The organism is uncultured Nitrospira sp., from assembly GCA_902500695.1.
Lineage (GTDB): Bacteria > Nitrospirota > Nitrospiria > Nitrospirales > UBA8639 > Nitrospira_E.
Window position 1 is genome coordinate 1 of the sequence record CABVRQ010000103.1, and the last position, 11,741, is coordinate 11,741.

The 11,741-nt window shown below is 49.3% G+C and carries 10 protein-coding genes; 4 read left to right on the forward strand and 6 right to left on the reverse strand.

The window, feature by feature from the left end:
* Nucleotides 1–596: 596 nt before the first annotated feature.
* Nucleotides 597–917 carry a hypothetical protein gene (locus AAH187_RS17290; RefSeq protein WP_342349731.1) on the forward strand — a complete coding sequence of 107 codons (321 nt, stop codon included), beginning with the start codon at nucleotides 597–599 and terminating at the stop codon, nucleotides 915–917.
* 761 nt (nucleotides 918–1,678) lie between these two features.
* The gene (locus AAH187_RS17295) at nucleotides 1,679–2,398 is read left to right on the forward strand and encodes a hypothetical protein (RefSeq protein ID WP_342349732.1); all 720 of its coding nucleotides are present in this window, start codon (nucleotides 1,679–1,681) and stop codon (nucleotides 2,396–2,398) included.
* Between the two features lie 432 nt (nucleotides 2,399–2,830).
* Here AAH187_RS17295 and AAH187_RS17300 read toward each other — a convergent pair whose 3' ends face one another.
* From AAH187_RS17300 to AAH187_RS17325, 6 genes are all read right to left on the reverse strand, one after another.
* On the reverse strand, nucleotides 2,831–3,547 hold the full coding sequence (locus AAH187_RS17300) for a hypothetical protein (protein ID WP_342349733.1): 717 nt from the start codon (nucleotides 3,545–3,547) through the stop codon (nucleotides 2,831–2,833).
* 947 nt (nucleotides 3,548–4,494) lie between these two features.
* Nucleotides 4,495–5,973 carry a hypothetical protein gene (locus tag AAH187_RS17305; protein ID WP_342349734.1) on the reverse strand — a complete coding sequence of 493 codons (1,479 nt, stop codon included), beginning with the start codon at nucleotides 5,971–5,973 and terminating at the stop codon, nucleotides 4,495–4,497.
* Complete coding sequence (locus AAH187_RS17310; protein ID WP_342349735.1) at nucleotides 5,973–6,524, reverse strand: RNA polymerase sigma factor; 552 nt, start codon at nucleotides 6,522–6,524, stop codon at nucleotides 5,973–5,975. Before AAH187_RS17310 ends, AAH187_RS17305 begins: the two co-directional genes overlap by 1 nt.
* Before the next feature lie 252 nt (nucleotides 6,525–6,776).
* Entirely contained in the window at nucleotides 6,777–7,616 is an 840-nt protein-coding gene (locus AAH187_RS17315; RefSeq protein ID WP_342349736.1) for an endonuclease/exonuclease/phosphatase family protein, read from the reverse strand.
* Between the two features lie 144 nt (nucleotides 7,617–7,760).
* Nucleotides 7,761–8,561, reverse strand: coding sequence for a hypothetical protein (locus AAH187_RS17320; protein ID WP_342349737.1), 801 nt, complete (start codon nucleotides 8,559–8,561; stop codon nucleotides 7,761–7,763).
* Nucleotides 8,562–8,664: 103 nt separating this feature from the next.
* Nucleotides 8,665–9,144, reverse strand: coding sequence for a hypothetical protein (locus AAH187_RS17325; RefSeq protein WP_342349738.1), 480 nt, complete (start codon nucleotides 9,142–9,144; stop codon nucleotides 8,665–8,667).
* 152 nt (nucleotides 9,145–9,296) lie between these two features.
* On the opposite strand from AAH187_RS17325, the gene AAH187_RS17330 reads away from it, so the two are divergent.
* Together AAH187_RS17330 and AAH187_RS17335 are read left to right on the forward strand one after the other, a co-directional pair.
* Nucleotides 9,297–9,977: a class I SAM-dependent methyltransferase gene (locus tag AAH187_RS17330; protein WP_342349739.1), complete on the forward strand. Its 681-nt coding sequence runs from the start codon at nucleotides 9,297–9,299 to the stop codon at nucleotides 9,975–9,977.
* Nucleotides 9,978–10,110: 133 nt separating this feature from the next.
* Nucleotides 10,111–11,628: a class I SAM-dependent methyltransferase gene (locus AAH187_RS17335; protein ID WP_342349740.1), complete on the forward strand. Its 1,518-nt coding sequence runs from the start codon at nucleotides 10,111–10,113 to the stop codon at nucleotides 11,626–11,628.
* The last annotated feature ends 113 nt before the right edge of the window (nucleotides 11,629–11,741 follow it).

The following is an 11,741-nucleotide window of genomic DNA, read 5'->3' on the forward strand; positions in this document are numbered from 1 at the left end:
GTGACCGGAGCCACGCTAAGGCACGAGGGGGCTGGCCCCCTAGTGGGAGTGCAGGCTAGCAAAGCCTGCGCGACTTCAAATTCCCACCCTCTCCGCCAGCAGTCTAGTGCATAGCTCCCCTCTCTTCTCAGCGCTGAAGTATTTAACGAGTCCGCAATTTAGGCTCCCTTTGTGTCACGATTGACGCTCCTTCCCACGATTGTATTCCTTACATGCGGTGAAAATTGAGGCCTTGAATCCAACCGGGGGCCATGCTGAAAGCCATGGAGAAAAATACCGAGGCGAAAGGCACCGGAAAAAGTCTGATTCCTAGAAAGACCCTCATACCCTCCCCTTCGGAACTCGGGCTTGAATATTTATGGCCGGGCAGCAATGAGCAATCATGCCAAATGATGTCCAGGAGGATATTACCAACCGGGAACAGACGTACAACGAGCCGCAGCCGGAACACCAACGGTCCAAGGCGCTAGAACCTTTCCCTTCATGCCCTATTTGATGAATTGTTTTTAGTTGCAGATCTTGCCACGCTATCCCTGGTCCAAATGATAGGCCATTTCAAAAACACTCTATCCACCCATCTATAGGAGGGCGACCGCATGCGAGCAATAATATTCTTTGGATGTTTCCTAGGTCTCACAGGCAGTGCCTGGGCCCAATTTGGGGAAGATACCTGGCGACCGGCCTCACAGCTTCACCCGAATCCTCCAAGGTCCTTCTATGACCAAACTTCTGCCCTTTCTACCCCAAGATCATTTCAAAGCTTTGATGGGTGGTTCCAACAACAGCGCGACCAACAACGGCAACAGGACGATCGCTACCAGCAGGAGGCCCGGCAGCATGAATTGAACCAAATGAACCGACTGCGGACGTATGATCGACTGCATTGGGGACCTCTGCAACCGTATTCACCCTATTAAGTTGTGGCGGACGGACTCTTTCGCGACCATCCTTTTTTCCCACTCCCTGTGCATAGCGAATTGCTCATCATGCAGCCGTTGGAGTGTCAAACAATCCCTGACAATGTGATGGCCATACAACATTGTTGAGTGCGGTATGTAGTGGTGGGTCTTTTTCAGCGGCTTCTCCTTCTCCTGAGTAAAATCGGCATCGATGCCACTCTGTGTATATGCCTCCGATCCGAACCAGCAGACCAATCCATTGGTAGAGCCGTTATCCTGGGAATGGAATCCATCGGAGTACAGAATTTCACGGATCGTTTAATTCACAAATCGACTACGGCCATCATTCCATTCTCCTCATGGGCACCAATATGACAATGGGCCACAGACTTGCCGACGATTATAAGGTCTCGGAAATCAATCAGTACCTTAACTTCTCCCGGAACGTCTCCCGTCTGAAGTGGAATATTAACCGTATCCTGATGGCCGAAGAATGGTTGTCGTACCCGGTTTATTTCTACTACCTGAAAATCGGTTTGGTGAACATGAAAGACATGCCATTCTTTTGTAATATTTTGTATAGGGGAGAGAGGAATTCTTCGGCGCGTTAATCATTCCTTAGAGGAATCGCTATACTATTTGTCAGCCCTTTCCCCAAAGGAGTATTTGAGGAACTCTCCCCTTTCCTGTATCTGGCTACGTTCATTCTCTGGCCAATAAGACAAATCCTGGCTATATTTAAGTATGGAAAACCTTCTACGTATTTGTGGAGGTGTGGTATGGGGTTTTTAAAAAAACTTCTGGGCATTTTCATTCGCAGAAAAGCCATCTCCCCCAACCCACTTTATGAGATTGCTCTGACTCATCTACAAAAAGACATCCATGAATCATCCCATAAGTTCATTCAAAAAATTCCTCAAGCCTCAAAGGAAAAGATGGTTGAGGACATTTGCCATGTTACAGAAACCATATGGCAGGCCCCCAATAGAATATTGGCCAACCGCGAAGGGTTACTTGAATGTATGTTGCATCAGGTGGATTATGAAATACTCATGATTGAGCCTGGCCATAAGCTATCAGGGTTTAAGGGTATTTCCGGGGAATTGAAAGACTTCCTGCCTGAATTTACTCAAAAACGAATAGACGCTGGAGAATTCGACTGGAAAGAAAAATCGAGACCCACAAAAGATGAGGCCTACCTGTTGGTGCGGGGCAAATGGTTGAACGCAAATCTGTATGGAAAAATATTTAATGAGATCAGACTGTATTTAAAGGATTATCATACCAACATGGAGAGAGACTGGCTCTTCCCCCTTCAATGTGCCTCGGCAGCATTTGCAGAATATAATTTTCGCAAAGAACAAGGCCTCACACAGATCATTGATGGTGTTCGTGCTCTACAATATGGTTCATTTCTTGAAATAGTTTCAAAAGGCCACAAAGACCCCTTGGAAGAATGGGAAAAGACCTATAAAGAATTATTTCCTCAACAATCCTAATCCTATGCGGAATTTATGAATGGGAAAGACTCGACCTATACATTTTCCTCTCCTAAAAATGAGTCAGCAACAGACAGCCTGGTAGCCCCCTGCCCACCCTTCACCTGCTCCCCCATGCCGGTTTCCCGAAAGTCTGTCCCATATCCATCCGCTGAATAACTAATTCCATAAAACTAAAAGCCAGCCCTCGTGGGAAGTCAGGCTCTGTGTTGTAGATACGCATCTGAGAGGGATGTAGCCTTGCTTTGAAACGCTCCCGTCACCAGACATCCACGCCCATTAGCAACAGGCCCGATCCCATCAACAGAATCGAGGAGGGTTCGGGGATGTGGATGCGTGGCCCTCACCTCACCCTTCACTCCCATCTCCTCTTCAAATATTTCGAGATATTTCAGATGGTAAGCCTATCTTGTTGGTTTATGAATGGCTGGCCTAACCACCGCGTCGTGAAGGGGGTATGAGGTGAGGCCGTGGGGCAGGCTGTGAAGGGAGGCCTCGGGGACCGGAGGTCACAATGATGTCACCTATAGAAAACTTTCCATTGACCCCATCATCATTGGTCATATCCCCAAAGCCGATTCTGGATATTCCCACCCAGTCATTTCGTTTCAAAGCAAGTTTTCCATCAACGTACACCTTGGCAAATCGTCCACCCTCAACCTTTAAGGTGTAGGTGTGGAATGAATCAGTCGTCACCATTTTAAACGTCCCTTTCTCGTCTCCCCATCCAATGGCATCCTCGTCAAAGAAGATCATATGACTTCGTGGTTCTCCTGCGAAGGCACCAGCAGTGGTGTCGATAGAGCCATAAAACATAATGCCCGAATCAAGAAAATTATGTGGTTGCTCCACCTTGTGCACTTGCAACGTAAATTCTATTGAGAATCCTGATTGGAAGTCCAAAGGAATGTCCTTATAAAACCACATGAACCCTTTCCCTGGAATTTGATCGATAGCTCTGAGAACTCCAATCGTGTTGAGCGTTAAAATGCTCCCATTTGTATTCACGTCCAATGGGCGAACAACGTTGGTAGAAACTTCCCAACCTTGCTGTTCCGGCAACTGGGAACCCTTCAATGCGGTAATCTGTTTCGACTGGACTCCTCCACATCCGGTAAGGAGGAACACCGTGACAAGTGTAAATTGCATAGTTACTTTTCCAATCCGCATGACATACCCCTTTGCAAGAAGGCTCACTAAGAAGGCAAACGTACCGGAGATAGACTTATGGTTCTTTCTGGATTGTAAATCACACCAGCGTTTTATATGCCCTGTTATGCGTCCATTTACCACATATTCCATAGATGGCCTCAATTCCCTCACAATTTCAGATTGAAGGTACACACATTCAAAAAATTTCCCCATCCACTTTGGGCTTATGAAAAAGGATTCTACTATAGATCGCACAGATTAAAAATGAACAATTTTCTACGGAGACGGACAGTGAAATACCCGACGCCCCTCACAGTCCATCAGCCTTTTTCTGGCGGGGAACGGTACGGTCACCAATCAGTTCTAAAAAATTTCCCCTCTATACCCTCTGCGAGGAAGCAGCCAAAGTTGGGAAAGGATATCAGTTGAATGGTGGTTGGAGCAGGAATGATGGAACCGTACCTGCAACCATTTTTACTCTATAGCGTTTTCAGTTTACTTTCTTCCATGGGCTCCTGTTCTTCCTCTTGAGGACGGTCATTTTATTTCGAGAAAAGGATCCAAAACCATTGTCGCCGCGGTCGTCTACATCGGACTGGGCTGACGCATCAAATGAAAGGCAAACCAAATCGCGGAGTCTTTCCTGAAAGACCATACAAGTCATATCCAAGGACTCACGCAAGGGCCACCCAGTATAAAGAGAGTCCGTCTCAATCTGCAGCAGGCCTCGCAGCCCCCTCCCCCACAAAACCCTCAAGGAGCCGATTCGACTCATCATGACTGAGGTTAGAGAAGGTTCTTCACACAGACCGGGCAGAGAAAATACAATTTTTCTACGCCAGCTCCCCGAAAAAAACATTCAAAAACGGGGTTTAGGGAGAGGGAAACGAGGCCCTGGGCAATATTAGATTTTCGTCAATGATTCATTGCTTAATCATTATTAATCATGAGAATTTCAATAATGGAATCAACACACGGAGCGGAGCCTCCTCATCCATCTCAGGGTCGATCGCAAAAACCGCACCCGCTTCCCGTTCGATCAATAACTCTGTCATATCAACTTCACTTTCTAGCCATTGGACCAGGTCATTAAAAGGGGTTGGTGAGACCAATACGACCAAATGAGAGGCATCCGTTTTCCCGGAGGAATTGGTCAATTGAGCAAGTGAATATTCCACACGTTGAAATGATTTCACTTTGAGCCCGCCTTCAGTATTTTTCTGCTGTTCAAGGTCCATCGGCACCAGATTCTGCCATTTACCCTTGTCCAACGTAGCCAGCACATAGAGATACCCTGACACGTTCGGTTCTACAGCCAGTCGAATTTCCGACCAATTTCCGGTGATCTGCCGGATTTCCAACTCCTCATCTTTGCCCTCTTTCGTCTGCAGGACAAAGCTGTAACGAATCCCTCTGGCAGTGTGTATGGGTGGACCACCAGACACATTTTGCTCCAAGGGGAAGGACAACGTTTTCTTTTTGGGAGAGGGTTTTCCTGCTCTGGAAAGGCCCTCCTGAAAAGTCTGATCGTCCCTATCGTTATTGTTTTTCTCGCCAATCACTTCATCGATTAAAGAGCCACTCGCTGCATAAAACAGTTCCTGAGCGCCAGGAGATGATTGATGCATTTCCTCCACTGCTCGATCCGCAAATCTTTCAGGGGCATTGGCCTGTGGGACTATTTCCGGCAGTGCCACATCAGGGAACTCAGAAATCGCTGAGGACTGAGCCGAAGGTTCGAACTGGGGCTGGCTTGATGCTAAAGGTGAGGAAGGCAATGCTGGGGCTTGGGCCCTTTGATCATGTGTCCCTTTCCGTCTCATGGCTTGGACACTTTTTCCCTCGTCACTTTCCTGTTTGGCCATAGCCGGAACCTCCCTGAGCCGGTCAACCTTATTGAGCTCTACTCGCGGAGCCCGTTCGGGAGTAGATGGAGGTTTCACTCTTCTACCCTCCGTCTGGTTAACTTTTTCCTCCAAAGCTCCTTTCGGTACAGTCGCACCCCCTTCCTCTAAAGATTTCTCTACCCGAAATGCGGCTTCGTTCATGGAAGGGAATTTCGCTGCTTCCTGCTCCTGACTCACCACCGGGCTCCATTCTTTTTCCATTTGCCAGCCAAAGATCAAAGCCAGGCCCACGGCAGCAATGCTCCCGGTCCAGGCAAGTGACGACTGGTGCCTGAACCAGTCCCACCATTTTCCGCCCTTCCTGGCAACCCCGGTATTTTCTGTTGTCTGCAAGCTGGCCAAAATTCGCTGGCGGGCCTCAGGATCAGCGAGCATGACTTTCAAGGCTTCTTCATCGGCCAGAGCATCGAAGAGAGTCTGATCGTTGAGGGCAGCCTCAAATAATTGCCGCTTTTCTTGCTCAGTCAGCGTATTGGTGGCATAGCCGCCCAACAGATGCTCCCAGGATGTGGCCATTATAAAACCTTCTCCACGGTTTTCTTTTTGCCCTCACCAGCTTGAGGGAGAGAGATTTCCCAGCGTCCTCCCATAAGAGCGAGAAGTTGTTTTCGACAGCGGGAGTCCCAGGTATAAATGGTGTTGATGGACCGCTCACCTAATATCTGTTGAATTTCCGGAAAAGTGTGCCCTTGAAGTTTCAACCGGAATAATTGGCGGCAACGCTCACCCAGATGCTGAAGCCCGTCAATCAATTGACTCACACGCTCTTTCTGCTCAGCTTGCATGGCCGGATCATCTCCCGGATCTGCAAGCGGCCGGACATCTATCGATTCCTGATGATATTCCCCACGCCGAAGTGTTTTTCGATGGAGATCCAGTATTTTGAACCGAAGAATTTGAAACGACAGAGGGATCAGTTCTGTTAATTCAGTGACCTGAGAGTATTTCTCGTGTAGGACCATGAAAACCTCTTGAGCCAAATCTTCTGCCACTTCCCTTCTACCACGAGATGTCGCAAACGCGACAATCCTTTCACGAAGCTGTTCAATGATCTGATCACGGGTCATAGCCGGGTTATAGCCTTTTCCCGTAATTCAAAGATAATTCACCCCCCAGACTCATTTGCATGAGGATTTTCGCGCATTGGGCAACTTCCCTGAAGCCATAAGGTCGATTATGGAATCCTGTACCTTCATGATTTCTAATGCATCGTGGATATTGTACCACTGGGTGGGAGTAGAGCAGGGAAACCTACAAGAGTGCGCACACGAGCCATCAGACAGGTGGAAAACCCAGAATGATGAAAAGAACAGAAGGCTCTATACTTTTTGCACTTCGAAATACAGAAGCGCGTGGTCGGAATATTTCCTGGTCCACGCATCTCGTTTCTCAGGAGTCGTTTCTTGTGGCCAACCGCGAATATCGATCTGAGCCGACCCAAACGCCTTAAACTGCAAATGGTCCGCTGCCACGACGTGATCGAGATTCCCAGGTGAATAGGAGGACTTCGAACCCGGCCAATAGGTTTCCGAATAGGACTTGGCAAGCACCTCCATCTTCCGGTTTTTTACTCGTTTTTTTAGTCGTTGAATTTCTTCGTCTGCACTGACATCCTTCGTACTAAACGTCAGATTCATCCCCATCGTGTTGAGATCACCTAGAAAGACATAATTCGCTTGGCCTCCGCTACCACAGGCCCTATCCAGGACTTTTCGCAATTTGAGCGCCCGTTCGGTCTGGTCATCCCGCAAGCCGAATCCTCGAGGTTCGGTCAGACTTTTTAAATGCAAAAACAACAGGGGATAGGCTTTCCCATCCACTTGAATCGTCAGCAAGGAACCAGGGCGAAGAACCGACACACCGGATTTAAATTCCAGCCGTTGAGTATAAAAACTCGAGAAGGTTCGCTTTACGCCTATCAGAATTTCCTGAGTTTGAGGCCCTTCCGTAATATGGAACTGGTAGTTCGGCATCACGGTCACGATGGTGTCGTACACCGTCGAACCTACGACTTCATACACCGCAACCACATCGGCATTTTGTTGAGCCAGATATTCGATAATGGGTTCAACCGGTTTTTTCGGCTTGGCCTTATTTTTGGGCATCGCTCCGAAATGCTCCACATTCCAAGACGCAACGGAAAATGCTTTGGCCATCATCCCCTCCTTGGTGACGTGTGAAAGATCATGGAATCCCCACGTTTCGGCAGGTTGTACCATAGGCGCAGAAAGAGGGAAAGGTTATTTGACTTGAATCACAATTGGATCATTGCCTGGAATTTATCTCGGACGTTCTGACACGGATCATGGTTTTATTACTTTTTCGACTATCTGGTCAGCGATGAGTCGATACCCTTCTCGCAATTTCTCCTTTAACAACCGGGCGTCATACTCTGCCCACTGTTCGAAAGGATATTCTCCTTGTTCAATCTCAATCAGTTGTTTGGCAACCACTCGATGTCGGTGATCAAAGAATATGACTCGGACGTTCCACACCAAGGCCAGGTCATCGCCATTAAAACGCGTACTGGAAAATAACCTTACTTGAATAGATTCCATTTTCAGGAAGGCCGTGAACGGTTGACCTTCCTCCCCAAAGGCAACCGAACTATGTCGAACGGTTTGCAATGGGGCCTCATCAGAAAGAGGGGAATGCCTAGAGCCTCCTTCAGTCCTGGTCGTTAATGCCTTCCACACTCCCTGAATCACGTGCTCACGAGCAATAAGAATTTCGGTTGGATGCAGGGATGACATCAACGGAGTTAACAGGCCGACGGTCGCCCCAATACTTAAACCGGTCGCAATGCCTCCTCCACATAAAATGAGTAGAATGAGCGCTTCGGCGCCAGCAGCATTGCCTGAATGACTGTAGTCCCTGCCAGCGCTTTCCGAACCACCCCAGCAGAAGATTTGCCCGGCTTCAATTCCTGAGAGGGCCCCAAACCACACGCCCCGAACCATTTGAAAAAGAATGCCGGTATCCGAAGCTGGGTTCGAGACATCCTGAAGCAGGATCGCTTCCTCGACTGAAGGCATTGCATCGACTAATCCAATATTTTTTCGATTAAATGAGTCTTCCTTCACCAAGAGGGTAAAGCGTGACACGATGGTCGTCTTGTGAGAAGCACAGCCCGGTAATCCCAAAACCAGGGAAACACAGAGGAAGAAGGTGATCCCCGTGAAGCCCATGAATGGCTTACCCATGAAATTAGAGCGAGGTTAAATACGCCGCAATAAACAAAACGGCCAGGCTCAGACCTAAAATGGTTCGTTGCATCCAGACCACTTTACCGGAAAACATGAGTGGCTGCGCCTCCTGCTGTTTGCCTTTCACCGAAGCGCCATAGGGATCGACAATCAGATCATGAACAAAGATGAGCCCTCCCACGATCGCGAAGACAAAGAGTTTGAGCATCATGATGAGGCCCCAGCCTGTTTCAATCCGCGCCGACCCGCTTTCATCCAGCAACTGGGACGCTCCGGTAAAGATCAACACCATGAGACTCACCCATCCCACCATTTTAAATCGTTGCCCCACTTTTTTGACCATCTCAAGAGCTTCCGTTGAAGGCGTCTTGGCTTTGCCTTCGGTCAAACTTGGTCTGACCACGAGCTGAACAAACATCCAGCCACCGATGAAGGTAATAGCCGCTAATAAATGAATCCACGTGACGACATAGGCCGGCATATATTCTCTCCTACAAATTTATGATTCATGGCCAAAACCCTGTCATGATACCCACTGGAACGGCGAAAGACTACTGGAGAAACTGTCCTACTTCTTTCATCCCATGACAGGAATAAGATATGGTTCCTTCAACAGCCTTGAGAGGTGATGCAATGAAGAATCGAATTCCCTTATTCCCACATCTTTCCAAAATATTTGTCCTGGGTCTTCTGAGTCCGTTCGTCCTTGGTGGATTCATAGCCATTGACTCCTCCTGGGGAGCTGAAGCAGACAAGGAGCGGTGGAATCAAAAATATGAAACCGGGAACTATCTATTCGGACGTGACCCCATCCAGTTTTTAACGGACCATGTCGACCTTCTATCCAAGGGGACGGCCCTGGACCTGGCCATGGGTGAAGGACGCAACGGCGTCTTTTTAGCCACGAAAGGCTTTCAGGTCACCGGTGTCGATATTTCGGAGGCAGGCTTCAAAAAAGCTCAGGCCCTGGCTTCCGAAAAAGGCGTGACATTAACCACCGTGGTCGCTGACCTGGAACAATACACCCTTCCTCCCAATACGTTTGATCTCATCATCTGCACCTATTACTTGCAGCGGGACCTCTTTCCAAAAATTGCGATGGCGCTGAAACCAGGCGGGATGGTCCTGATCGAAACCTATACGGTTGATCATTTGCAATACCGGCCAACATTTAACAGAACCTTCCTCTTGGAGCGGAATGAATTATTGACCTTACTCCCAGGGTTGCATGTGGTGCGATACCAGGAAGTCGATACAGGACAGGAGGCCTTCGCCAGCATCCTGGCTCAAAAGCCTGCACCGGCCACAAAATAATCATTGCTGGGACTTTGATTTCTCCTTCGCCTTCTGTAAGGAAAGGAATGGTTGCAGCCTTTTGGATCGATGGGGTACTCTGGCACCTTCGTTTTCGCCTGTACATGATGAATAGAACCGGCACCAAACCCTCATGACCGAAACCACCGCCTCTCAACCGACTGCCGAAACCTGGGCCGGCGTGAGCCCCCAAATTTTGGAGGGAGACATCCTCAATCAACGGGCCTGGCGGATGCCGGACATTGTGATTTACCAGCATGCCACCGAGGAATGGTGGGTGGCCCCGCTTGATGAAGAGTTACCCCTGATTCGGCTCAATCGCATGGGTGCAGCCCTGCTCGGCGCGATGGATGGACGTATGACCATTGGCGCTCTGCTCAACCAATATGGGAAATGGGTCTGCAGTCCGAACCAACACAACGGCCGCTGGCATATAGAACGGTGGGCCCAACCCCGATTTTCCTTAGCCTATTACGGGACCGAACCGCCTAGCGGACATAGCGCGGAGGCGAAATGGGATTTGTTGCTGCAAAAGGTGCGGGAAGGGTGGCATCAAAACGTCCAGGCTGAAACTGAAGATCATCTGTCCAAATTTCACGTTCAGGGCATTCAAGGGCCCCATGGGCATTTTGAAATTATCGAAACCACAGTCTCGCATTTATTTCGCGAACCCTGTGAAGCCATGAACGGGACAACCTATGGGCGGCTACTCGGCAAAACTCTGCGGCAAATGGGCTGGCTCTCTCCCAAGCCCAAACGCATTGTGGAAGTGGGCGCCGGCCTCGGGTATGTCTCGAAGGAACTGGCGGGAGAACTCTCGGCTGAAGAGCGGAAGGACATCCAGTACACCTTTCTCGATCTGACCGGCCCGTTCCTGGGATCCCAAACGTCGCTGGCGCGACAAGCAGGGTGGGCGGCGACGGCCATTCAGGCCAATGCCGAACGAATGCCCTTGGCAGACCGTTCCGTTGATTTGTTGATCGACAATGAAAATCTCGCCGACATGACGCCAATCCAATTTACCGGGGACGAACTCCTCACATTTAAAGGGGAGAATCCCGTGCATGAGGAAGCCCTGGATTTGATCCGGCGCATGCGCCTGCCACTCAAGCCACCCTTTCCCGACGAAATCATTTTCAATTACGGCGCCATTCAATTTTTACAGGAGATCTGGCGGGTGCTGAAGCCGGGCGGGCGGGCCATCCTGGTTGAATTCGGGATTGAAGATGATTGGCCTTCCCCGGTTAGATTGCCCGGTCACACTGAATATGAAGTGCAATTCAGTCATCTTCGTCATGTTGCTAAATGGCTGGGTTTCCGCGAACAATATTGCACATTGCCACAATTGCTCGGCATGAAACGGGACATTAACGTCTTATGTACCGGCGCGGCCTATACCCTGCGGCGATTTTGCCGTGAATTGGAGAAGCCTTTCTCCGTTCGGGCCTACACCGAAAAAGAATTGGGCACGGCACTTGGCGCCCTTCTCCCCAAACTCACCGGCCTGCACTACCATAACGTCTTGGACCCTGCCTGGTTCGGTCTGTGGGATTTTAAAGTTCTGTTGGTCGAAAAGCCCGGCGGCATGAGCATCGGGCAACAACCGGCCTTCAAAGAATCCGGTGGCTTCCGCTGGTACACCCAGCGATAAGATCCATCTCCACCCCTCTCATTCCAAGTTTTTCAATTTTACGGCCTTGTCAACCAGTATCCCTTCGCGGAGACCAAAGTCGCTGACCAGACACGTGTCAAAGCCGAAGGTCT

Excerpts from the sequence above, each read along its gene's own strand:
- AAH187_RS17330 (WP_342349739.1), top strand. The coding sequence starts at position 9,297 with ATGAAGAATCGAATTCCCTTATTCCCACATCTTTCCAAAATATTTGTC.
- AAH187_RS17295 (WP_342349732.1), top strand. The coding sequence starts at position 1,679 with ATGGGGTTTTTAAAAAAACTTCTGGGCATTTTCATTCGCAGAAAAGCC.
- AAH187_RS17335 (WP_342349740.1), top strand. The coding sequence starts at position 10,111 with ATGACCGAAACCACCGCCTCTCAACCGACTGCCGAAACCTGGGCCGGC.
- AAH187_RS17290 (WP_342349731.1), top strand. The coding sequence starts at position 597 with ATGCGAGCAATAATATTCTTTGGATGTTTCCTAGGTCTCACAGGCAGT.
- AAH187_RS17325 (WP_342349738.1), bottom strand. The coding sequence starts at position 9,144 with ATGCCGGCCTATGTCGTCACGTGGATTCATTTATTAGCGGCTATTACC.
- AAH187_RS17315 (WP_342349736.1), bottom strand. The coding sequence starts at position 7,616 with ATGATGGCCAAAGCATTTTCCGTTGCGTCTTGGAATGTGGAGCATTTC.
- AAH187_RS17300 (WP_342349733.1), bottom strand. The coding sequence starts at position 3,547 with ATGCAATTTACACTTGTCACGGTGTTCCTCCTTACCGGATGTGGAGGA.
- AAH187_RS17305 (WP_342349734.1), bottom strand. The coding sequence starts at position 5,973 with ATGGCCACATCCTGGGAGCATCTGTTGGGCGGCTATGCCACCAATACG.
- AAH187_RS17310 (WP_342349735.1), bottom strand. The coding sequence starts at position 6,524 with ATGACCCGTGATCAGATCATTGAACAGCTTCGTGAAAGGATTGTCGCG.